The organism is Candidatus Microthrix parvicella Bio17-1 (assembly GCF_000299415.1).
Lineage (GTDB): Bacteria > Actinomycetota > Acidimicrobiia > Acidimicrobiales > Microtrichaceae > Microthrix > Microthrix parvicella.
Window position 1 is genome coordinate 1,006,937 of record NZ_AMPG01000002.1, and the last position, 21,576, is coordinate 1,028,512.

Genomic DNA, 21,576 nt, shown 5'->3' on the forward strand with positions numbered 1-21,576 from the left:
CGCGTGTGGTGGACCGTCCACAACGTAGAACCTCACGATCGGCCCAACTCCAGAATCTTTGCCGTGGCAATGGCCCTTACCTTCACCCTGGCCAATACGGTGCAGTTCCTCTCGTCGTCCGCCGAGAAGGCGTTCTTCCTCAAGTACCCTTGGCTACATCGGTTGCGTGGTAAGGCGATAGTGACGCCGCTGCCCGCCGTGTCGACGGAGTCAGCCATCAGGGAGCAGCCCGACTCTCACGACCGCCAGCCTACATCCGATCACGTTGCCACCTTCCTGCTTTTCGGAATCCTCCGACGGGCCAAGAATGTGGTCGAGACGATTCGTTCGTTTGCGGCGCACAGCCCCGACCTCCACCTTCGACGACTTGTCGTGGCCGGTCAAGCCGTCGACTTGAACTACGAGGCGGCCATCATTGATGCCGCTGCAAATTCAGGGTCCGTTGAGCTCCGGCTTTGGCGACACTCCGACGAGGACCTGGCTTCTCTGCTCTGGTCTGCCGACTGGAGCGTCTTCTTCTACGAGCGAACCTCAAACAGCGGCGCACTCATCACATCGCTTGGCGAGGGTCTTCCGGCGATCGCCTCCGATCTTCCCTACTTTAACGAAATCGCAGCGGTCTCCGCAGGCGCTGTTCTGCTGACAGCACCGGCAGACCTAGTCACGCCAGAGATGTGGGACCGGTGGGCGGCACAACGTGGCTCCGAGTCACATCTAGCGGCCCGGCGTCAGGCCCTAGCCACCGCAGAACGACACCGCGCTGACGTGGTGGCGACGAGAATGATCGAACGATTGGTTGGTCCCGGACCGATTAGGTTCCGTGGAATCATGATTTCGAAATGGATACGCTGTCGTGCCCAGTCCCTATTGGACTTAGCGTCTCAGCTGACGTTCGTGTCATCCGCACGAGCTCAGCGCTTCGCGCTGACAAAGTCCAAGGGACCGGAGCCGGAACTCCGGCTTGTCATGGCACGATGCGGGGACCAAGCCTTCGTCGATGTTGGCGCCAATGCTGGCTTGTACACCGCCATTGCGCTCAAATCTGGAGCCCGATCGGTGGTGGCTGTGGAACCACTCCCTGAACTTGCTGCGCGGCTCCGCGCCACCTTTGGTCGACGGATTGAAGTTGTGGTTCGCGCGCTCTCGTCTACGACTGGAATGGCCACCTTGACCGTTCCGGCGGTGCAAGGAGTGGACCGACGGACCCGAGCCACACTTGATGGAGGGGCGAAAGGTCGGGAGCTGACGGTGCCGTTAGGTACCCTCGACGACCTCGGTATAGAAGCAGGTACAATGGTCAAGATCGATGTTGAGGGACACGAGTTGGAGGTTTTGGCTGGCGCAGAGGCAACGCTTGAGAGCCAGCGGGTCCAAACCTGGCTAATCGAGGCAGAGGTCCGCAATAATCCATCAGCGGTGTCGGACCTGATCGATCTGATGGGGACACATGGCTACAAAGGATGGGCTGTTCTGTCCGACAGCTTGGTGCCCGCATCCCACTTCGATGCCGAGATCCACCAGTCGGCAGCCGACCAGACCCGAATTGTTGGTGGCGGTCAGCGACCGCCCGGTTACGCCAACAACTTCTGCTTTGTTCTCCAGGCTGACGAACAAACGTTTATCGCATCGGCTCGGAAGGCTGGGTTCCACCTTCCCACGCCGGACTGAGGCGACTGGGCCGCCGGATGTCTGCCCGCTGGCTTGTTGATCGCTTTCAAGACCGTCCCCGCATCACGGCCTCCAGCGGACATCGCGCCCACGCGAAGCCGGAGGTTCTGGATGCAACATCACCATCATACTGGTAGCACGCCCCCGTTTCACCCTCAACTCGTTCCGGCCAAACCCACGCATATTGCTCACATTCCTGTTAAGTCCTACGGTTGATCCGAGGCAACGAAAGCTCCTAGGAGTCCGATCTTGCAAACGACACGTCCGACACGCGCCGCCCGAGTCCACCGCCTGCTTGACCGGCCCGGAGGCCGGGCGGGTCTCGGACTGTTTCATTCGGCGAGGCATCTGGTGAAACATCGAGAATGGGTCTCTGTTCGTTGGCGCCGCCAAGGGTACTGGGAACTGAACTTCCCTGACGCGGTCGTGGCTCAGCCGTACCCGTACCTAGCGGAATACCGTGAGAAGGAAGAGATCGCTCGGGACGCGTATTTCCATCGCTACGTGCCCAAGGCTGGCGACACGGTGATGCACATCGGCGCTGGAGCTGGTTGGGAAGTCAATCTGCTCTCGCGAAGCGTCGGCCCCACCGGTCATGTGCTCGTGATCGAGGCCCAGCCCCGGACGTTCGAATGGCTGGCCAAGCGAGTTGAGGCAAGCAAACTGTCGAACGTGACCCCTATTTGCGTCGCAGTGGCTGACCACGAGGGGGTGGTGTCGATATCGGACATGGACCGGCACCAATTGAACCGTGTGTTCGAAGGCGTCGGAGGCGGTGGCGTCGAGGTCGAATGCAAGTCCATCCCGCAGATCCTCGACGACCACGATGTCGATCACTTGGACCTGCTGACCATCAACATCGAGGGCGGCGAGCGCGCTGCGATTCGTGGACTTGGTAGCACGGACCATTCGATCCGGCGGATAGCGGTCAGTTGCCACGATTTCCTTGCCGATCGTGGCGGGGACGAGGGGACTAGAACGCGCGAGGACGTTTGGGCAATGCTGCTCGATCTTGGCTTCGATGTGCAACGGCGTGATCAGAGCGATCCTCGCGATTGGGCTCGGGACTACCTGTATGCCGAGAGGGCATAGCGCCAGCTGTTAGGCGCCACCTCGAAACTCCTGACCGGTGACGTCAATCACGCTGGAGTAGAGCGCCGCGAGTTCGGAGCCGACGCGGTCAAACGACCAGTGGCCACGAGCGGCCTGAGCAATTGCGTCGCGATCGTACGTGGTGGCCACGACTTCAAGGACCGCTTCCGCCAGACTGGGCGCGTCGGCCTCAGGTACAAGACGGCCGTTGCTTGAGTCGATGAGTTCTGCAAGACCGCCCACTGCTGGCGCAACGGCAGGAACCCCGAGGCAGAGCGCTTCCGCAACCGCGGTCCCGAACATTTCTGACAGCGTCCCCGTCACGAAAGCGGCTGCTGGTGCCGCGACCTCAGCCACTCGTTCACGGCTGAGTGGGCCGTGAAACCGAACAGCCGACCCAAGTCCCAGCCGGTCGGCGTGGGCCCGCAGCTCATGCTCAAGGGGCCCTCCACCAACGATGTCCAGTTCGAGTTTGGGTTCGATTCCCCTTGCCAACGCCAGTGCACCGAGCACGAGGTCGACGCGCTTCTCTGGGGACAGCCGACCTACCGTGACGAGCCTTGGTGGGGAAGAGGGTGGACGCACGAGATGGCCGGTCATCTCGGGATCGATCGGACAGGGAATGACCTGGATGGGGCCAGGGACCCCGTGCCTCATCATCTGATCCGCCAAGTACCGGCACACCGCGATGACGCCCTGCGCCCCCGCTGCGCCCTTGATAGCGACCTTGAGGCCTGCCTTCGACAGGCGATAGTGGGCGGCGCTGCCGAGGTCAAGCGCTGCGAATGCAGCGCTGTGCTCTGTGTGCACATGCGCCGGGCGGCCTCTCATGTGCAGAATTGGCCCCATCTCACGGTAGAAATGCGTGTGAATAATGTCGACTCGGCGACGCTTGCGCACTTCCTCGATGACCCGGGCGATGCGTCGACCAAGGATCCAGTCAGACAGCGGCCGGAACACACGATCGGGGCGGATTTGAACCCGCTCGATTTGGAAGTGGTCATCAGATCCGGCAACGCCGGCCGCGATCCTTGGTCCAACCGCGTGCGGAACCACCTCGACCTCGACGACGTCAGCACCTCCAGCCCGTGCGGCGACGGCCCAATCCTTGCCAAAGGGATACCTGGACTCCATCACCATCACGACAAGCACGCGATCCAACTCCTCGTCCGTCGACCCATCGAGCGAATGTGCGCACCGGGGGCAACCCGAACGCTCACGATACTTGAGAATGCCTGGGCACCATGCTGGAGGAACGACTGCACCACCGGCGGCGGTGGCGAGTACCACTTCAAGCTGCAGCCTCCGTGCCGGTCGTGGTGGGCGGGGTCGCATTAGTCAAGGTACTTCTTACGCTCCACTGGGGGTGGTGCCTTGCTCAAGTAGTATCGACCATGTGACCGATCAGATGCCGACACGACTGACCACTGTGCGAAATGTCGCACGCAACGCGCTCCGACCTCGATATGGCATCGAGATGGTTCGCAAGGTCAGCGATCGTGTGAAAGAGGCAGGCAACCGCACCGATCGTGAGGCGGTTAAACGATGGTGCCGGGCACAAGAGGAGAGCGCCGATGATCTCTTTGGGTCGCTGGATCCAGTTCTGTGGGCGGAGGCCGTTGGGTTCGCAGCCGAGTTCACCGCTGCTGCACGTTCGAAACTGGATCGCCTGGGGGTCGACATGGGCGGCGGAGGTGACTACCGCATTCTCTACTTCCTGACCCGCTATCTGAGGCCGGAAGTCGTGCTCGAAACAGGAGTCGCCGCCGGGTTTACGTCGTCCTCCGTGCTCACGGCGATGGATCGCAACGGCTCGGGTCACCTATGGTCCAGCGACTTTCCTTACTTCCGGCATGCCAACCCGGAAGCTGACATCGGGGTCCTCGTGGACCCCGGCCTCAAGGACCGTTGGACCCTGCTCACGCAAGGCGACAGAGCAAACCTCCCGCAGATTCTCAACGAGTGCGGCCCGATCCAACTTCTGCACTACGACTCCGACAAGACGGCTTCTGGTCGCGCCTTCGCGCTCGATGCTGTATCGAGCCACCTGACCGACGATTGCGTGGTCATCTTCGATGACGTCGACGACGACTTCCACTTTCGCGACTGGTCCGCCGAGCTCTCGCATGGGAGCCACGTATTCCAATTTGGCGGCAAGCACCTTGGCGTGGCCTGCTTGGGCGGTCCGCTCAGCGAGCTGCCACCCGCAGCGCCCTCCGCTTCTGGATGACGGCCACGAGCACCAGTTGTCAGGCGGCCCTTCCCTGCTCTGCCCACACGGAGAACATGATGACGTCCCAGAGTTCATATGCGTTGTTGCGATTACCCGATTGGTGGTCGTTCCATGCCCGGCTGATTGGAGCTTCAGCGAGATGCTGGGAGGAGACACTTCCGAAGAGATGGTCTTCCGACCACTCTTTGAGAGGGCCTCGCAGCCACTCCTCGATCGGAACCCCGAAGCCGGACTTTGGTCGATCCATGTCCGCCGTCGGAACGTACCGATCGATCACTTGCCGGAGCGGCCATTTGGCGGTGCCGTTCCGCACTTTGAACTCCGCTGGCAGCGAAGCTGCAAACTCGACGATGTCTCGGTCGAGGAAAGGGATCCGGCCCTCCAGCGACACCGACATGGTGGCCCGGTCGACTTTGCAGAGGATGTCGTCGGGCAGATAAGTGACGGCGTCGACGGCGGACATGTGCTCGACGATGCCCGGTACGTTGGGCCAGCGTTCGCTGTCGGTGTGCAGAGTTGGAGGTTCAGTGCTTCCCGGCACGAGCTCCGTCGGCCGATGCCAGTGGCTGACCAACCGGTTGTACACCTCGTAGGCCGAGGACGCATCGGCCACGCCTGCGACCTTGCCGACCTTCATCCCGAACATTCGGGGACGCCGGGAGGCCGGAATGAGCTGTGCGGCCTGGTCCCATCTGTTCGGCGGCACGGCAGCCAGTGCTGCGGCACCGCGGCGCCGCAGCGCCATCGGAGTTCGCTCAAGCTGCTTCCAGATGCCGGGCACCCACGCATACCGGTTGTAGCCGACGAACAGCTCGTCTCCCCCGTCGCCGGACAACGCGACCGTGACGTCCTTGCGGGCCAGCTCGGCGACCAGCCGGGTCGGCACCTGGGACGAGTCGGCAAAAGGCTCGTCGTGGATGGTGCCGAGCTGTTCGACCACTCGGAGAGCGTCGGCGTCGGTGACGATCAGTTCGGTGTGGTCGGTCCCCAGTTGCGCCGCTACCGAGCGAGCGTCCGAGGACTCGTCGTAGTCCCGAGCCGTCGAGCCGATGGTGAAGGTTTTCACCGGGCTTGTAGCGACCTGCTGGGCGACGGCGACGACCGCGGTGCTATCGATCCCTCCGGACAGGAATGCACCTACTGGCACGTCGGCCACCATGCGCCGTTCTACCGATCGACGCAGCAGACGGTCCAGCTCGTCGACGGCCTCCTCGGCCGTACCGGCGAAGGTTGCACCACGCTCGACAACGTCGTAGTAGGACCAGTACTGCTCGGGCTCCCCCACCGCGCCGTCGGGTGCGATCTCAACAGTGCAGCCGGGTTCCAGCTTGAAGATGCCCTCGCGGATCGTCCACGGCGCCGGCACGTACTTGTGCCGGAAGTACAGCGCCAGGGCGTTGCGATCGACCGGCCGGTCGAAGCCTGGATGGGCCGCCAGCACGTCCAGGGTGGAGCCGAACAGCACCTCTCCGTTGCCGATGGTGCCGTAGTAGATGGGCTTCTCCCCCATCCGGTCCCGTACCAGGGTGAGCGTGCGCTCCTCACGGTCCCACAGCCCAAACGCGTACATCCCGTCGATTCGGTCCAGCGTTGAGTCCAGCCCCCACCGCGCGATCGCCTCGATGAGCACCTCGGTGTCGGAGTGCCCCTTGAGCTTCACCCCGGCCGACTTCAGGTAGGCAGCAAGTTCCCGGTGGTTGTAGATCTCGCCGTTGTAGGTGATCGTCCACCTGCCGTCGGCGGAGACCATCGGCTGCGCCCCGTGCTCGCTGAGATCGAGGATCGACAGCCGTCGATGGCCGAAGCCAATGCCGGCCTGCTCGTCGACCCACGAACCGGAGCCGTCAGGACCGCGAGAACGCATCGGCTCGGCCATCGACTCGAGCAGCCGCTCGGTATCTTCCGACGGGCGGCGCCGACGGGGATCGAGGACGCCGACGATCCCGCACATCAGGCGGACCTCTGCATGGTGCGCCTACCCGGCCTCTGACCTGCGCTCATGAACGAATCCGTACCTCTCAGCCGGTGTTGCTACCGCCGTGATTCTGACAGACTTTGCAATCGTGCCAACTATCCCCTCCATCGCTGCCGCTGGCGCCCAACGGCTGGCCTGATGCGCATCTTGCAGGTCGCCACCAGCAGCCTTCGACGGGGCGCCGAGGTGTTCGCCGCCCAGCTTGGCTCCGAGCTGGGTCGACGCGGCCATGAGGTGACGACGATCTCGTTGGAACACCGAAACGGCGAGCATGGCCTGGCATTCGAAGAGCTAGCGGTGCCTGGGCGAGGGCCCCGGGCAGTGCTCGAGTTGGCCCGCAGGGCACGGGCGTGCGATGTGCTGATCGCTCACGGCGGCTCGACGCTGTTGCCGGTGGCCATCGCTGCCAAGCTGGCACGACGCCCGTTCGTGTACCGAAACATCGGCGACCCCTCATTTTGGGGACGGTCCCGCGGGGCCGCGCTGCGAATCGGCGCGCCGCTGCGGTCCGCCGCGCAGGTGGTGGCGCTCTACCCTGACGCCGCCGACTACATGCGGGAGCACTACCGACTGCCAGACGAGCGGCTGGTCGTTGCGCCCAACGCCGTCGATGTCGACCGCTTTGCCGCCGCCACTTCGGCGCAGCGCCGATCGGTGCGTGCCGAGCTCAGCCTGCCGCCAACCCAGATCGTGCTCGGCTACCTCGGCAACCTGTCCGAGGAGAAGCGTCCGGGGTGGGCGCTGGCCACGGTTGAGGCGCTCGAGGACGCCACGCTGCTGATGGCCGGGGATGGTCCGCTCCGGGCCGAGCTGGACCAACGGGCCCGATCGCTCGGCACACGAGAGAGCACGCCGGCGTGTCGACTGCTGGGGCCGGTTTCGGATCCGCAGCGTTTTCTGGCTGCGATCGACGTGCTGCTGCTGCCCAGCGCCACCGAGGGCATCCCCGGGGTGCTGGTCGAGGCCGCACTCGTCGGCGTTCCGACCGTTGCAACCGATGTTGGCGGTGTGCGTGATGCGCTCACGACGATGAGTGCCGGCGTCTGTGTTCCAGTCGACGACTTCGACGGCTTTGTTGCGGCCGTTCGAGGCGTGGCCGCCGATCCGGGCGGGTACCGGCCCGATCGGGACGCCGCGCTCGAGCACCACGCCATCGAGGCAGTGGCCGATCGGTGGGAGCAGGTGGTGTTGCAGGTCGGCGGGTAACGGCCGCCTTAAAAGAGTTCGATGTCGCCGAGACCCAGGGCGAGCTGATCCAACGTCGGCACCATCGGGTGAGCGACCGGACGCCAGGTGAGGATCGGGCCCAACGCCGGGACCGGCACAAACCCCTGGCGGGCATCGGCGAGATGCAACCGCCCTTGAGTGGCCGAGCCCTTGAGTAGGTAGTCGACCCCCGAGCCTTTGAGCGCCTTCCACGCTGTTCTCGTGGACGTTCCCTTGGGGACGAGCACCTCGCAGATGGTGGCTTCGGTCGCCGTCCCCCGCCGTCGAACCCGGAACACCACCAGGCCGTCCTCGACACCTCGCCCAAGGCTGACAGCCCGATAACGGAGCGCGGCAAAGCGGTAGCGCCAGTGCAGAAACTCGGGGGTTCGGTCGGTGCTGATGCGAGACCCGTTACCAATCCGGGTGAGCAGGGCTTCGACCCCGTCGCGATCTGCGAGCACTTCGTCGGCCGGAAGGCCCACCGAGGACTCGTCCGACCACATCGCAGCGGCGGTGCGCGCACCGGCCAGCTTCGGGATCGACCGCAACCCGGTCAGGCGGACCGACACCGGGACCTTGCCGACCTCGTGCCAGCCCATCTTGAGGTAGCCGGGGCGGCTCTTGTCGTTGGGCGTGTTGAACACACAGTCCACGCCGTCGTCTCGGAGGTCGTCGAGTGCCCCCAGCGTCAGCCGGCTGAAGATGCCACGGCCCTGCCAGTCGGGGTGAGTGGCGGTGTCGACGGCACGCACGGCGTTGATCGTGGTGCCGTCAGGCCGACGGAAACGCCAACGCAGGAAGGTGCGCAGCCCAACCAGCGTGCCGTTGTCATCCTCGGCAACCCAGGTGGGCGACGGCCCAAACGGATTGTGGTCATGCTTCCACTCGAAGAACGCTTCGTTGGGGTCGCCGGCCTTCCAACCGAGCGACTGCCGACAGAGCTCGATGATCGCCGGGCGGTCGTCGGCTGTAGCACGGCGAAGTCGCAGGTCGATGGGCGCGTCCTTAGGGGTGTTCACGGCCCGAGGATACCGGAGAAGGTTGTTCGGCGACTCAGGCCGATCGCCTCATCAACCGGTTCTTGAGAGCAAAGACGGCCGAGTGAGCGCCGCTGGCGATGGCGGCCGTGCGCTCGATTGATGCGTCGCTGTCGAGCCGGAGCCGGGAGATGCTGAACGGGTCGCCCTTGATGTCCGCCAACCGATGGTCGAACTCGACGGCGAGCTCGTAGCCAAGCTCCTTCAGTACCTGGCGGGTGGCCGATGCGATGTTGCCGTTGGGGTAAGCGAACATCGTCGGCGCTGCACCCAGGGTCTGTTCCAGGTAGCGGTGGGCACGCTCGATCTGGGTACGCTGCGATTCGGGGCTGCACTGGTCGAGCATCGGGTGGTCCCAGGTGTGATTGCCCAGCTCCATACCGGCGTCGATCCAACGGCGGAGACCGGGTTCATCGAGGGGCTGGTCGAGCGGATCCGGTGCCGGCGTTGGCAGCGTTGCGACGAACTCCCGCCGGGCGGCGTCAGGGACCGTCTTGAGGTGCCGGACGAGTGACTCATCTACCCACGCTCGTCCTTGAAAGCTCACTGACCTTCTTCCTACTGCCGCTGCAACCACCGACCACCAGAACGGCTGCGACTCGGCGATGAGCCCCGGGCATACAAACATCGTCGCCACCGCTCCGAGCCGCTCCAGCACTGGGAGGCCGTGCTCGACCACACTTCGTTGTCCGTCATCGAAGGTGATCCACAATGCCCGGTCTGGGAGTTCCGCTCCCCCTCGCACCGCCGTGACGACCTCAGCACCACTGACGAGCGCATATCTCTCCGTGAGGTAGGCCAGCTGACGCCCGAAATGATCCTGATCGGATACACCGTGATAGGCGAGCACTCGCAGCTTCCGTCGGGTCAACCTCACGGTGAAACGAGTAATCGGCTGAGTTCCGAGGATGCTCTGGAACGTTGTCATCAGGTCACGTCTCCGACGAGTTCTCTGACCAACGCCAGGTGCGCCCGCCCCATCCGCTCAAGGTCGAACCGGCCTCGGGCTCTGGCCGCTCGTTCCTCTCGTTCCACTGGTTCATCAAGCGCGACGCACAGCGCATGAAAGAGCGCCTCCACATTGCCTCTGGGCACCAACCGCCCGTCGCGGGGGTCCTCCAGCAGATCAACAACACCGCCGGCCTCTGTCGCAACGACGGGCGTCCCGGCCAACAACGCCTCGATCAGGGCGAGAGGCATGCCTCCTTCGCTGTCGGAAGTGTTGAGCACTATGTCCGCCTCAGTAAGCAGCGGCGCTGGATCCCCCACATGACCCAGGAAGTGAATCCAGCCCTCCAAGTCACGACGTTGAGCATCAGCGAGTAGGGCACCGAACTCCGGGCCGTCTCCGCAAATGACGAACCGCACGGGTCGATTCGCAGCCTTCACCTTCTCGATCACTTCAAGCACCAGGTCCAGGCGTTTCACCGACACCAAACGACTCAGCGTCATCACGATGGACTCGTCCGCCTGGACGTCCAAGGCTGCGCGCAGGTCCGGCGCCCCGAGGTCAGCGAACGAGACGCCGGTCCGATCTGTAGCAACCGGCATGCAGAGCGACGTGCCCGCTGGCACGCCAACTGCCCGGTCGAGGGCCAGCCGAAGCGAGGGGACGTTGGTGACCAGCCGAATCCGGTTACGCATGGTGAGGATACGGGCCAGAAGACGGTCCTGAACGTGGAACGCGTCGGGCGACGGTTCCACGTGGGCGGTGGCAACGACCTTTGGTCGAGCAAAACGGCGATCGCCCAGCAGCCACAACCAGCCCATCGGTGCGTGCACCACGTCGGCGTCAAGCGATGCGATGAGCCGACCAACCCGGCGAACCGACCGAAGCCGGTCGGTGATCGACGTTCCCACGTCCGGAAGATCGTGGAGCGTGCACCGCAAACCGAACTGTTCGACCGTCGCCAAACCGACGTCCAGCCGGTATCTCACCAGCACGTCGATGGTGAGTTCGTCGGACGTGGTCACCATCTCCAGACCGCGCACCAACTCACGCGACCAACGGGCCAACCCAGCGGACGGCGCCAGCGACGAGGTCAACAACACCACCCTGTTGGGGCCCGAGCGACGACTCAACGGTTGACCTGGACGGCAAATAACATGGACTTCAACGGTACCTGTTCTCCGAGATCCACATGGCCATCGACACCGACCTTCTACGGTGATTTAAAGCCCTACACTTGACCAGTGTCCGAAGCCCGACCCAATCCCCCGGCCGCTCCACCGATGGGGCCTCCCGACGTTCTCTGGCACTCGCCACCCCCCTGGAGTGTCGGAGGCTACTCCGGCCAAGCATCCTTGGTCACAATGTCTATGCTGGAGTCGGGGTATCGAGTCGACCTGTCGGGCTCGATGGATCAAGGCGTTTTCAAGCACGGACCCTTTAGGGTCTGGCCCTCGGACGACCTGTCGGCCAGGTCGCTCGTCTTGAATGCCACGGCGGCGTTTGAGGGTTCCGACGGCCCTCCACGCGTGATTGCGCTAACCGACGCCCTCAGGTTGGGGCGCCACGACATGTCCGACATTGAGGTGGCATGGTGGCTGCCATTCAACTTCGACCCAGTACCGGACCAGGTCATCGACGCACTGGCATGCGGCGTTGACCACGTTCTCGCCTTGTCGAAATGGGCCCAGGACGCCCTCGCTCGTCGAGACGTCGAGAGCCGCTACATGCCCCACGGCGTGGATGCGACCGTCTTCACGCCAGCTGACGCTGCAACAAAGGTCCAAGCCCGAGAACGCCTTGGGCTCCCCGCCGATTCCTTCGTGGTTGGCATGGTGGCGGCCAACAACGAATGGATCACCAGCCGCAAGAGCTTCCCCGAAGCGTTCTGTGCCTTCGCTGAATTGCGAAGCGTCCACTCCGACGCCCTCCTCTACGTCCATTCGAGCCTTGATGGACACCCGGGTGACGGGATGAATCTTGTCCGACTCGCTGAGAGCGCAGGCATTCCAAGCGGGGCGATCGCAATGACCAACCCAGCGCGTTACCGTTTGGGATTCGACAGTGAGCAGCTTGTCGCGCTCTACCGATCGTTTGACGTGCTTCTGGCTCCGTCCGCTGGAGAAGGGTTCGGGGTTCCCGTGATCGAGGCGCAGGCCTGCGGTGTTCCGGTGATCGTTTCCGACTTTTCGGCACAGCCTGAGCTCGTCGGAGACGGCTGGATCGTCGGCGGGCAGCGACGGTGGATTCCACCCGTCGGGTCTTGGCAGTTCACCCCGGACGTCAACGAGATCGGCGCGGCCCTCTTGGAGGCCTACAAACGCCCAGCCCCACCGTCACAGTTGGCTGTCGACTTCGCTCTTCGGTTCGACCATTCAGAGTTGTACGATGAGCTTTGGCGCCCGTTCCTTGCGGACTGGCTGGCGTAGGTTCTGCCTGGCGCCGAGGCGATCCGGTTACCCAACGCCAGACTGCGGGCCGAGCAACTCCAACATGTCGTCCACGATTGCCGCAAGGCCGGCAGCAGGAGAGACCAGACGATGGCTCCCCACAACGCCGAGTACCGACTCCATCGCAGCACGACGAGAACCGTCATCATCGGAGCGAAGGTGACCCAGCAGCCCTGCGGCAGTGGAACTGGCCAACGAGCCGGGCTCCGGTGACCACGACACGAGACCTGCAATCTCCAACGGCGCCTCGACAACCGTAAGATCGAGAAGTCCCACATCGGGTAGAACTATGTGCCCACCGGTCAACACGTAACGACGCGCAGGATAGGGCGTGATACCCGCACGACGAGCGGACCTGAGGAGCGCAGGGTTCGCCGCCACCTCCCGATCAATGAGCACCACCCGGTTCTCGAAACCGAACCCACTGGCGATGAGGGGCACACCACGGGCTCTCGCCGGAGTGAGCGCAGTGAGCATGGCGTCGATACTGGCGGCGGCTCCGATGAAATCGTCGGCCAGAGCAAACAGCTCGCCTGCGCCGTCAAAGAGTCGGGTCTTGCCTTCGGAGCCGTCGTTCCGTGTGGTGCACACGGAGAACACTTCGACGGGACCCTCGGGACGGCCAATGGGCGCGCATGCCCGCAACATGGCGGCCAACCGGGCGGAGTTGGTTTGAACACCGACGCTTCGCGACCCGAGATCGATGTAGACCGACTCACCGCGTCTTGCCGAGTCGATCCGCTTGCCCACACACGAGTCGGCGTCCACCAACTCTCCCAGTGATCGTTCAGAATCAGCGAATTCAGTGGTCAGGGTCCGTCGTTCGACCTCCGAAGGGCCGGGCTCGGGTTCGGCGTCGGGGTCCGACAGAATGGACAACGTGAATTGGCCAGGCCCGGCTATTCCCACCCGGGTATCGAACTGGTTCGCCGAGAGATCCGTCCCGCGGTTTGTCTCGACCCCCGGGTCGTGGCCGCTGAGGAGCCCGCGGGACAACATGAGGCCAAGCTCACTCAGACACCGCGTCCAGGTACCCTCACCAGCCTCATCAATCACGTCTCGGGCCACCTCGGCGAGCGCTACGGTGCCCGTCAGGTACGGGACCAGGGCAGCAGTCATGCTGGACACCAGCAACACGGGCGCGCCGCGCCCCCACGCGAGTGCGTGGGTATCGACGGTTGCCACAGCCAAGCCGGGTGCAGCTACGAGCAGACCCGAGTCGCCATAGGCGTCGCTCATGGCAACATGTTGTCGCTGGGGCGCGGAGCCGGGCGGGCCACGTCGGCCCAGCCAGCCGACAAGAATGCGGTGATGGCATCCCGTCCGTCACCGTCGTCAAGTGCTTCAAGCTCCGCCAGCGTGAACCGGCGCCCAGAGAGCAACAGGGCAACAGCCTCGATCATGGTGTTGCGCACACTGAGGATCTTGCCGTCCCCGGCCACATGTGCCCGCTCCTCGCCACGACCAAGCACCGCAGCTCCCAGGGGAATGGTCCCGACAAACTCGAGTCGGTCGAGCTGGTCGGCAGTCGACGTCAACGCCACGGTAGCCCAGCGGCCCGAGCCACCGACCGAGCACATCAGCCGACGTTGAAGGTCTGCTTCGAACAGAATTTCCTCAGGGTCGAGCCGGTCCAGTTCCGCTGCCAGGAATTCCACCGTGTTCGACAAGGCCGCCTGCCCGTAGTGCGACACGGGTTCGTGGACGTCGAAGGGAACATCGGAGCGCAGCATGGGCGAATGGGCGCCCTTCAGCGCCGCATACCGTTTTGCGTCATGTTCAGATAGCGGAAGAGGGGTAAGGACGACCCCGACGAACTCCGATGACCCCTGAATCTGGACGTGGCCGTCGACAACGACTGCTGTACCGGCCTCGATGCTCAGGGGGAAGTGGCCGTGCTTGGATGCCTGCGCTTCGAACACTTCGGCCGTTCCCCCCAAAGGCACCAGCAACCGAGGAACGGACACCTCATCTGGCCGGAGATCCGTGGAGACGCCGACCAGCCCGACGACTGTGACTGCGCAACCAAGGAGGGCGGACGCAGCAACGCACAGGTCGTCCGCAATCGAGGACCACGCATCCAGCCGGCGCAAGAGCCCACCGGCGGTGGCAGAGTCGGCCCGGGTCTCGGGCACAAGCACCGGATGTGGTCCAGGCGCGTTCTCAATGTGGTGGCGCTCAACGATCGGGTTGCCGGAGATGCCACTCTCGTTGCCCGAGAAGAGCGTCAACTCGGGAGCCCGCAGCGACACTGCCCGGCCCATCGCCCGCTGGACGTCAACGTCCAACATCTGCGCCAGGTCGCCCCCGTCACAACCCTCGACGGTCGACGGCCCGGCACCGGTCGACACCAGACACAGGACGTCGGAAAGCGCACCGAGCGTTCGCTCAGCGATACGCTTGTGCTCGCTCATCGCAGCGGTGAACGACTTGGGTACCGTGGCTCCTACGGTCAGCTGGGTGTCATCGAACCAACCGACGAATGTCACCGAAGGGTCTGTTCCCCTGAGCGTCGTCATAGCTGGTTCCGGGTTGACGTCTGGTGCGTGTTCATGTTCACCCGGTACCATACTGGAAGCACCCCGCACGCAAGCTGAAGGAGACCAGTGGGTAGCAATGATGAGGCGGCTAGACCCGCAGATACTGGCGAAAGTCATAGTTCGACGCAGGTAGATCGCCGGAGTGCTATCCGCAAGGCGGCAATCGGCGCCGGGACGGCAGGCGCTGTATGGGTCGCCCCCCGGGTCGACGGTCTGTCGGTCGTGCCCGACTATGCGTCGGCTGGAACCGACAATAACGTAGCGTTGAATCTGAGATTTGATGCCGCTTATGACGACGGCACGCATGGAAACGGTTGTTCCATCTACGACGACTACCTCTTTTTCAACGATTCGTTCAACACGGGTTGGGGCGGCGGGAGCGGTGCCCGAGCTGAGAACGCGATCATCACTCGTAGCGCCAACCTGGGCAATGCGGGAAGCGTCACGTTCAACACTCCAGACGATGTGCCGATGGACGGCGACGCCAACAACACTGCAGTGGTTCTCACGTTCAACGTCGACCCTCCGTTCAACAACTGTCGCGTGTCGAGCGCAAACATCACCGATTGCGCCAGCGGTGACCCCGCTGAGGCTGAGTCGACCCCGCTGACCACCACGACAACGCCAAATACCTCCAGCCCGTTTACTCAAACTGTTGGTGTCAAGAACAGTGGGCCCACCACTCCAGACTGGGCGAGGCTCGACATCTCCATCGTGTGCGACTGACGCAGCCAGCCGACGGCGTTCCGCTGCGCTTGTCGGCCTCGACCGATCCTGAACAGGTTCTGTGTGACGCAGCGGCCGCTGGCCGGGAACTGGCGATCAGACGACTCGCGTCCTGGTTTCCGGAGCTCAACCTTGACGCACTCGCCCGCAGCGCTGACGGCGACGGTGCGGCGCTCCTGACGATCGGGCGAGACTCCAACTCCAGCCCCATGCTGGACGAGTTTGATGCTCTCGTGGCACGGGTTGCTGCGCTCGGACCTCGGGTGCGGGCATCGAAGGACGCCCGCGCCGATGCGCCTGGACTCTTGGAGGCCATGAGCCAACGGGGGCGCGGCGGGCAACCGGTGCTCGACCCGGTCCGGGCTGCGGCCGAACTCAGCGAGGGTACAACGCTGACGCTCAACGACGTTGGTGCGGACCTGGCTTCCCTACACGGGATCTGCAATGATCTGCAACGTGCCCTCGTTGCCGGAGTGCAGGTCAACGTGTACCTGAGCGAGGCCGACGCGCCCGGTTTCGGCCAGCATTGGGACGATCACGACGTGATCATTTTGCAGGCGAAGGGCAGCAAGTATTGGGAGATCTTCTGGCCAGGGGCGCTCAACCCGTCCAAGGGGCTCGTCAGCAGGGAAGCGTCGGGGGCCAGTGTCTGGGCCGGAGTCCTCCATCCTGCGCAGGCCCTCTACATTCCGAGAGGTTGGCCGCATTCAGTCAAGGGATTCACCGGCGACGTCTCCGCTCATTTCACCATCGGCATTCACCGTACGAAGCTGGTGGACCTCCTGCCTGCGCTCTTCAACTCGGACCCCGGCGAGTGGTCCACCGATCCCATCAACGTCGAGTCGGCGCTGGCTGCCAAGCGTCGCGAGCTGGTTCCCTACCGCTCCTCCGGCGTGGTCGCCGCAGCCACAGCGCTTTCTGGAAACGGCGTGGTGACGATGGACCTGCCCGGTGGTGCCATCTTTGCTGACGCCGACCAAAGCGCGGGATGCGACGGAGCGTTGGGCGGCCCCGGTGGCATGGTGCAGTTCACCAAGGCGGACTTGCCAGTACTCAGCCATTTGGCAGCGGGAGAGACGGCCTATTCGGAGGCTCACACGGCGCCCGAAGGACCAACGATCAGCAACGACGATCTTGCGGTGTTGTCGGCGGCCGGACTCGTGCAGTGCCATCGCGATGGATGACCACCTCGGCGACGAGGCCGCGCTGGCAAGCGAACGCCAACGCTATCTGACCGATGGTTACGCCCTGATGGAGGCAGTTGTTCCGCCCGACCTGGTGGGGTTTCTCACCAACTACGTCCACACCCTCAGCGAAGCCGGACGGCTGATGGCCGACGGCAGGGTGGATGGGTCAGCCAGCCTGTACGGCGACCCGGCATTCGACACGATCCTCGCCGCGATGGCCCCCCTGGTCCGGGCACTGACTAGGCGCCGAGTTGACCCAACCTACAGTTTCGTGCGCCTGTACATGAGAAACTCAAATTTGCACAAACACATTGATCGTCCGGCGTGCGAGCACAGCGTGTCGGTGCACCTGGCCTCCTCAGACCCGGCCACGCACTGGCCGCTTCACATGTCCTTGAGTGACGGCAAACACACAGAGATCGCGCTTCGGCCTGGAGATGGTGTGCTCTACAAGGGGGTGGAGCGACCGCACTGGCGAGACGATTGCCCGGTCGACTGGTGTGTCCAGCTCTTTTTGCACTTCGTCGATGTTGACGGGCCCCACAAGGACGAGAGGTTCGACCGTCGCCCGACGCTCGGTGTGCCTCGAGGAGAAACGGAGACTCACGCGTGACCCGTTGGGCCTTGCTTCCACCTGCTAACGCATCGCTGATGTCCGTGATCACCCGCGAACTCCTCAACCCGCAGGAAGCCAGTGATGCAATCACGACAGCACAGTCGATGGACAGCGCTGAGTGGCGACACGCAGGGGTCTCGGGGCGCGACGGCTCGGGCGTGGTCGACCCGACGGTTCGAAGCGTGCAGCAACTCAGTTTGGGAGCCCCATTCCACCGGCTGCGAGATCGCATACTCCAAGGCGTCGCCGAAGTGAACAGCGAGACGTTCGAGTTCGATCTGTGGGGCACCGCAGAAGGCGACGACACCTCGATCTTGAGGTACCAATCCGACGCACAAGACCACTACCGACCACATCGGGATTACGGCCCCAGCACACCGACGCGGAAGCTCACCTTCGTGGTACAGCTCTCGACGCCGGACTCCTACATCGGCGGGGACCTCGTCTTCCCCGACGAGAACACCAGGGCACCTCGCGACCGAGGGACCCTGATCGTGTTTCCAACGTTTCTCCGTCACACCGTGACGCCCGTGGTTGCGGGCACCCGGTACGCCGTCGTCGGCTGGGTCCACGGTCCGACGTTCAAGTGATAGAAACCAAGGTTCGCGAGCAGCGGGAGTCATTGCAATGGCGGGGATGATCGTCGACAGAATGCCGTTGGCAGGCAATCCTCACGTGGTTGGTCTGGCACAGGCTGGACTGCCTGCCGTGATCGGTGCTGACTCCGGGGTAATTTCGATCACCACCCTCCATCAACGTCTTCGGGAGGACGCTGCTTCAGTTCCGGAGTTCGACTCGGTTCTGGCAACCATCATCACTCAGGCGAACTCCGAGTTCTTCAGGTTCGACGTCTCCGAACTGCACGAGGACGGTGGTCCGTCGACCACACGCCTGCACAGCGGTCCGCAGGGGGCTACGCCCCTTCCAACCAGCGTCCTCTCCGCTGATGCGGCGACCCGCAAGCTCACCGTTATGTATCTCCTTGACGAGGCGTTGCCCGACGCTGCGACGATACGCTTGCCTCTTGTCGGCAAGCGCCGGCCGCTGACGCCCGGCAGCGTGTATGTGTGGCCCGCCTTTCTCGAATCGGAGATCACGGGGGTGCAAGATGTCGAGGTGTACGTCACCCACGCGTGCGGCAGATCGTTCCGGTAGGTCCTTGTGGCTCCGACGCGCTGATGAGGGTCCATGCTGGGCGAACCGAACTGCTCTTGGCCGGTGCCGCATCGGCGGCCACCCGCTGGGCCGTCCAGGACCTGACGATGCCCCTTCGTGCCCCCGATCGGGAGGTCGTGTGCGATCTCAAGGCTGATGGCGGCGTACTCGCCTGGCACGCTCCGATCGCACGAAATGTTGGGGATCCTTCTGCGGCTACCGACGTTCTTGTTGCGGCGCTCACCCGGATGGAGCTGGACGAGACCCCTGAGCTACTCCACTTGCATGCGGGCGCAGTTGAAGACGGCGGATCGGGCGTTCTCATCGTTGGGCCTCGTGAAGCAGGCAAGACCAGTCTCGTCTTTACCCTCATCAGCTCTGGGGCTCGTTACCTCACCGACGAGATGGTCTCGGTGTCGACCGACGGTACCCTGAGCGGATACCCGAAACCACTGACACTCAAAGGGGCCACAGAAAACTGGACCACCTTGGAACTTGAGGTATCCCCGACAGGGCGGGCGGCGCTTCCAGCAAGTTCTGTTTCCGACCTAGCTCCGGAGACCGCTTGCCATTTGATCGTTCTGCCGAAGTACGACCCGACGCTTCGACGCTGCAAGGCCGAACCAGTCCACCCGCGTGACGCGCTCCATGTTCTAGTTGGTGAGACGTTCGATCTCCGGCGTTACGGGCCCGCTGCGCTGGCCGTACTCAGCCGACTTGTCGGGTCGGTGCCGGTCGTGCGGCTCGGCTACAGCAACCGCCATGAGGCCGTCCGAGCGCTACGGGCCGTCCGAAGCTCGGACTACTACCCACACTCGGTTGCTGTTGACGAAAGTGAGGCAGGAGTCAACATATGGTTCGATGACGGCTACGGCGTTTTCCTCGATACGGCATGCACCCAACTTCGAAATCTAACCCACCGATCCGGCGGGTGCGGAACATGAGGTTCTTCTTGGCTGGACCATTCCACGCGGTCGCGCTTGTGCTGATCGTCGCCGGGATCTCCAAGTTGACGCGGCTCGGATCAACTACGTCTGCGTTGCGAGCGTTGTCGATTCCAGCTCCTCGATCTGCTGAGATCGGACTACTTGGATTCGAGATTGCCGTGGGGTCGGGGATGCTCATCATCAGCGGGCGCGTGTTTGCCACAGCCGCCGCATTCCTCTACGGAACGTTCATCGTGGTTGTCCAGTTTCTACGTACTCGGTCCCCGCAGGTGTCGTGTGGCTGCTTCGGCGTCGCGTCCGGAAAGCCCGGCTCGATCCAACTCTGGCTCAACTGTATGGGGTTCGCGACCACACTTTTGTTTGTGTGGTTTGGGGCGCCCAACTTCGCCGACGCTGCAGTTCAGGCCCAGGAGAGCGCTAGGTTGGGGGGCATTCAGTACGGGGCACTGGTGGTATCGGCGGTAGCGTTGATGATGTTGCTTGATACGGTGCTGGCCCCATCGAGTTCCGACTCGGCCCGTCGGCTTCGCTTTGCAAGCGACGCCACGATTGCGACAGGGCGGAGGTCCTAATGGAGGTCCTCGTAGGGGCGCTCTCGTTCGGTGTGGTCCTGTTGACAGCTGCGGTGGCGGTCCTCGCCCGCTCGCAGCGGCAGATGTTGGATGCCATTCCAAGTCCTCCACATCACGTTCCAGGCGCGCTGGGTGAATCGGTCTCCGCTCAGCGCTCCGCCGAGGAACTCCCACAATCGCCCCACGATGGCGACACCGCAGACCGGCAGCAGTACTTTCTGGACGGCCTCGACTTGAATGGGAGCCCGATCACCGTAGCCATCGATGTCTCACAGCCGATCCTGCTTGCATTTCTTACCGCTGGGTGTTCCACCTGCGCGCGATTCTGGGACCTCTTCGCTTCGGAGTCGGGTGTGCCGAACGGCGTGAGTCTCGTCGTGATCGCTCATGGCGGAGACCTGGACAATGCCGAGCAACTACGGGGGCTAGCCGCTCCGCACTATCCCTTGCTGCGATCATCGGACTATTGGGACGACTTTGATGTGCCCGTGGGCCCCCACTTTGTCATCGTTGATCCCGCTATGAACCAGGTGGTCGACGAAGGTCGAGCAGTTTCGGCCACCGACCTTGACCACCTCCTCCGCCGTGCCGGTGTAGGCGATTGATCTCCATCAACAGCCCCGCTGTTGCTGTGCCCGACGCCTTTTGGCGTAACGCGTTCGGTCAGTACCCAGGCTTGCCGGAACCGGCTTGGTAGCCTGCACCCATGGAGCTCGCGAGGTGGTGGGGCGTGGCAGAGGACGGCGCCGTCGTTGAGTGTCGTGCGCCAGCTCGTATGGACCAGGGCTGCGCCAGCTGCATGGGACCACTTGGGAGGGGTCGTTGAGGTCGGCGGGGTGATGATGGCGGGTGGCGCGGTCGACGTCAAGAGTGGGTCGGTTCGACCGCCGTCCCGGTCCCGGCGTGTAGCCGCTGATGGACCCGCTGTTGGCCCCGGCCGGATGGTCCGGGGAGGGTCAGATTCATCCGAGTGGGAGGGGCGGTTCGGTCCAGACGGTTTGGGTGTCGGGGTCCCAACGATGATGCCGGTAGTGGCGGTGGGCGGCTTGGCGGGTGATGCTGAGAGCGTCGCCGATGTCGGCCCAGCTGGCGCCCCAGTGGAGGGCCCGGGCGACCGCTGTGTCGAGGGTGTGTTGGGCAGCCTGTTTGGCGGATGCGGCGTGGACGGTGGCGGTGAGTGCGTCGGTGCGGAGTCGTTCGGTGCGGTCCATCAGGGGTGT

General features: G+C 63.7%; 21 protein-coding genes. 13 read left to right on the plus strand and 8 right to left on the minus strand.

Annotated elements, in window-relative coordinates; all coding sequences use genetic code 11:
* Positions 1-69 precede the first annotated feature (69 nt).
* Both MPARV_RS0112885 and MPARV_RS0112890 read left to right on the plus strand, forming a co-directional pair.
* Positions 70-1,668, plus strand: a complete 1,599-nt coding sequence (locus MPARV_RS0112885; RefSeq protein ID WP_238538869.1) for an FkbM family methyltransferase — start codon at positions 70-72, stop codon at positions 1,666-1,668.
* Between the two features lie 426 nt (positions 1,669-2,094).
* Entirely contained in the window at positions 2,095-2,760 is a 666-nt protein-coding gene (locus MPARV_RS0112890; protein ID WP_031278548.1) for an FkbM family methyltransferase, read from the plus strand.
* A gap of 9 nt (positions 2,761-2,769) precedes the next feature.
* Here the strand turns inward: MPARV_RS0112890 and MPARV_RS0112895 are convergent, their stop codons facing one another.
* Positions 2,770-3,912 carry a glycosyltransferase gene (locus MPARV_RS0112895; protein ID WP_031278550.1) on the minus strand — a complete coding sequence of 381 codons (1,143 nt, stop codon included), beginning with the start codon at positions 3,910-3,912 and terminating at the stop codon, positions 2,770-2,772.
* Between the two features lie 244 nt (positions 3,913-4,156).
* Between MPARV_RS0112895 and MPARV_RS0112900 the strand changes: the two genes are divergently transcribed.
* Positions 4,157-4,990, plus strand: coding sequence for a class I SAM-dependent methyltransferase (locus MPARV_RS0112900; protein WP_020378552.1), 834 nt, complete (start codon positions 4,157-4,159; stop codon positions 4,988-4,990).
* Between the two features lie 19 nt (positions 4,991-5,009).
* Here the strand turns inward: MPARV_RS0112900 and asnB are convergent, their stop codons facing one another.
* Positions 5,010-6,944, minus strand: a complete 1,935-nt coding sequence (gene asnB, locus MPARV_RS0112905) for an asparagine synthase (glutamine-hydrolyzing) (RefSeq protein WP_020378553.1) — start codon at positions 6,942-6,944, stop codon at positions 5,010-5,012.
* A gap of 162 nt (positions 6,945-7,106) precedes the next feature.
* Between asnB and MPARV_RS0112910 the strand changes: the two genes are divergently transcribed.
* The gene (locus tag MPARV_RS0112910; protein WP_020378554.1) at positions 7,107-8,174 is read left to right on the plus strand and encodes a glycosyltransferase; all 1,068 of its coding nucleotides are present in this window, start codon (positions 7,107-7,109) and stop codon (positions 8,172-8,174) included.
* A gap of 8 nt (positions 8,175-8,182) precedes the next feature.
* Here the strand turns inward: MPARV_RS0112910 and MPARV_RS0112915 are convergent, their stop codons facing one another.
* The 3 genes from MPARV_RS0112915 to MPARV_RS22820 are packed head-to-tail and all read right to left on the minus strand — an operon-like array spanning position 8,183 to position 11,296.
* The gene (locus tag MPARV_RS0112915) at positions 8,183-9,196 is read right to left on the minus strand and encodes a GNAT family N-acetyltransferase (protein ID WP_020378555.1); all 1,014 of its coding nucleotides are present in this window, start codon (positions 9,194-9,196) and stop codon (positions 8,183-8,185) included.
* Between the two features lie 34 nt (positions 9,197-9,230).
* Positions 9,231-10,142: a polysaccharide deacetylase family protein gene (locus tag MPARV_RS0112920; protein ID WP_020378556.1), complete on the minus strand. Its 912-nt coding sequence runs from the start codon at positions 10,140-10,142 to the stop codon at positions 9,231-9,233.
* Entirely contained in the window at positions 10,142-11,296 is a 1,155-nt protein-coding gene (locus tag MPARV_RS22820) for a glycosyltransferase family 4 protein (RefSeq protein ID WP_157789615.1), read from the minus strand. Before MPARV_RS22820 ends, MPARV_RS0112920 begins: the two co-directional genes overlap by 1 nt.
* A gap of 231 nt (positions 11,297-11,527) precedes the next feature.
* Between MPARV_RS22820 and MPARV_RS0112935 the strand changes: the two genes are divergently transcribed.
* The gene (locus MPARV_RS0112935) at positions 11,528-12,592 is read left to right on the plus strand and encodes a glycosyltransferase (protein WP_157789616.1); all 1,065 of its coding nucleotides are present in this window, start codon (positions 11,528-11,530) and stop codon (positions 12,590-12,592) included.
* A 27-nt stretch (positions 12,593-12,619) separates the two neighbouring features.
* Here the strand turns inward: MPARV_RS0112935 and MPARV_RS0112940 are convergent, their stop codons facing one another.
* Together MPARV_RS0112940 and MPARV_RS0112945 are read right to left on the minus strand one after the other, a co-directional pair.
* Positions 12,620-13,852 carry a hypothetical protein gene (locus MPARV_RS0112940; RefSeq protein WP_020378559.1) on the minus strand — a complete coding sequence of 411 codons (1,233 nt, stop codon included), beginning with the start codon at positions 13,850-13,852 and terminating at the stop codon, positions 12,620-12,622.
* On the minus strand, positions 13,849-15,027 hold the full coding sequence (locus MPARV_RS0112945; RefSeq protein WP_157789617.1) for a hypothetical protein: 1,179 nt from the start codon (positions 15,025-15,027) through the stop codon (positions 13,849-13,851). The genes MPARV_RS0112940 and MPARV_RS0112945 overlap by 4 nt, the downstream gene beginning before the upstream one ends.
* A gap of 348 nt (positions 15,028-15,375) precedes the next feature.
* Here MPARV_RS0112945 and MPARV_RS0112950 point away from each other — a divergent pair, with 348 nt between their 5' ends.
* The 8 genes from MPARV_RS0112950 (at position 15,376) to MPARV_RS0112985 (ending at position 20,961) form a co-directional block, all read left to right on the plus strand.
* The gene (locus MPARV_RS0112950; RefSeq protein ID WP_020378561.1) at positions 15,376-15,879 is read left to right on the plus strand and encodes a hypothetical protein; all 504 of its coding nucleotides are present in this window, start codon (positions 15,376-15,378) and stop codon (positions 15,877-15,879) included.
* Positions 15,870-17,063 (plus strand): JmjC domain-containing protein, encoded by a 1,194-nt coding sequence (locus MPARV_RS0112955; protein WP_020378562.1) that lies wholly within the window; start codon positions 15,870-15,872, stop codon positions 17,061-17,063. Before MPARV_RS0112950 ends, MPARV_RS0112955 begins: the two co-directional genes overlap by 10 nt.
* Positions 17,056-17,679: a hypothetical protein gene (locus MPARV_RS22825; protein WP_020378563.1), complete on the plus strand. Its 624-nt coding sequence runs from the start codon at positions 17,056-17,058 to the stop codon at positions 17,677-17,679. The genes MPARV_RS0112955 and MPARV_RS22825 overlap by 8 nt, the downstream gene beginning before the upstream one ends.
* A 38-nt stretch (positions 17,680-17,717) precedes the next feature.
* The gene (locus tag MPARV_RS22830) at positions 17,718-18,272 is read left to right on the plus strand and encodes a prolyl hydroxylase family protein (RefSeq protein ID WP_020378564.1); all 555 of its coding nucleotides are present in this window, start codon (positions 17,718-17,720) and stop codon (positions 18,270-18,272) included.
* Between the two features lie 46 nt (positions 18,273-18,318).
* Positions 18,319-18,837, plus strand: coding sequence for a hypothetical protein (locus MPARV_RS0112970; RefSeq protein ID WP_157789619.1), 519 nt, complete (start codon positions 18,319-18,321; stop codon positions 18,835-18,837).
* A 137-nt stretch (positions 18,838-18,974) separates the two neighbouring features.
* Complete coding sequence (locus tag MPARV_RS25580; protein ID WP_238538862.1) at positions 18,975-19,781, plus strand: phosphoenolpyruvate carboxykinase (ATP); 807 nt, start codon at positions 18,975-18,977, stop codon at positions 19,779-19,781.
* On the plus strand, positions 19,778-20,356 hold the full coding sequence (locus MPARV_RS0112980) for a MauE/DoxX family redox-associated membrane protein (protein ID WP_020378567.1): 579 nt from the start codon (positions 19,778-19,780) through the stop codon (positions 20,354-20,356). The genes MPARV_RS25580 and MPARV_RS0112980 overlap by 4 nt, the downstream gene beginning before the upstream one ends.
* Entirely contained in the window at positions 20,356-20,961 is a 606-nt protein-coding gene (locus MPARV_RS0112985; protein WP_020378568.1) for a TlpA family protein disulfide reductase, read from the plus strand. Before MPARV_RS0112980 ends, MPARV_RS0112985 begins: the two co-directional genes overlap by 1 nt.
* A gap of 357 nt (positions 20,962-21,318) precedes the next feature.
* Here the strand turns inward: MPARV_RS0112985 and MPARV_RS0112990 are convergent, their stop codons facing one another.
* Complete coding sequence (locus tag MPARV_RS0112990; protein ID WP_020378569.1) at positions 21,319-21,567, minus strand: hypothetical protein; 249 nt, start codon at positions 21,565-21,567, stop codon at positions 21,319-21,321.
* Positions 21,568-21,576: the final 9 nt, after the last annotated feature.

Excerpts from the sequence above, each read along its gene's own strand:
- MPARV_RS0112885 (WP_238538869.1), top strand. The coding sequence starts at position 70 with ATGGCCCTTACCTTCACCCTGGCCAATACGGTGCAGTTCCTCTCGTCG.
- asnB (WP_020378553.1), bottom strand. The coding sequence starts at position 6,944 with ATGTGCGGGATCGTCGGCGTCCTCGATCCCCGTCGGCGCCGCCCGTCG.
- MPARV_RS0112910 (WP_020378554.1), top strand. The coding sequence starts at position 7,107 with ATGCGCATCTTGCAGGTCGCCACCAGCAGCCTTCGACGGGGCGCCGAG.
- MPARV_RS0112920 (WP_020378556.1), bottom strand. The coding sequence starts at position 10,142 with ATGACAACGTTCCAGAGCATCCTCGGAACTCAGCCGATTACTCGTTTC.
- MPARV_RS0112935 (WP_157789616.1), top strand. The coding sequence starts at position 11,528 with ATGTCTATGCTGGAGTCGGGGTATCGAGTCGACCTGTCGGGCTCGATG.
- MPARV_RS0112940 (WP_020378559.1), bottom strand. The coding sequence starts at position 13,852 with ATGAGCGACGCCTATGGCGACTCGGGTCTGCTCGTAGCTGCACCCGGC.
- MPARV_RS0112945 (WP_157789617.1), bottom strand. The coding sequence starts at position 15,027 with ATGAGCGAGCACAAGCGTATCGCTGAGCGAACGCTCGGTGCGCTTTCC.
- MPARV_RS22825 (WP_020378563.1), top strand. The coding sequence starts at position 17,056 with ATGGATGACCACCTCGGCGACGAGGCCGCGCTGGCAAGCGAACGCCAA.
- MPARV_RS22830 (WP_020378564.1), top strand. The coding sequence starts at position 17,718 with ATGTCCGTGATCACCCGCGAACTCCTCAACCCGCAGGAAGCCAGTGAT.
- MPARV_RS0112970 (WP_157789619.1), top strand. The coding sequence starts at position 18,319 with ATGATCGTCGACAGAATGCCGTTGGCAGGCAATCCTCACGTGGTTGGT.
- MPARV_RS0112980 (WP_020378567.1), top strand. The coding sequence starts at position 19,778 with ATGAGGTTCTTCTTGGCTGGACCATTCCACGCGGTCGCGCTTGTGCTG.
- MPARV_RS0112985 (WP_020378568.1), top strand. The coding sequence starts at position 20,356 with ATGGAGGTCCTCGTAGGGGCGCTCTCGTTCGGTGTGGTCCTGTTGACA.
- MPARV_RS0112990 (WP_020378569.1), bottom strand. The coding sequence starts at position 21,567 with ATGGACCGCACCGAACGACTCCGCACCGACGCACTCACCGCCACCGTC.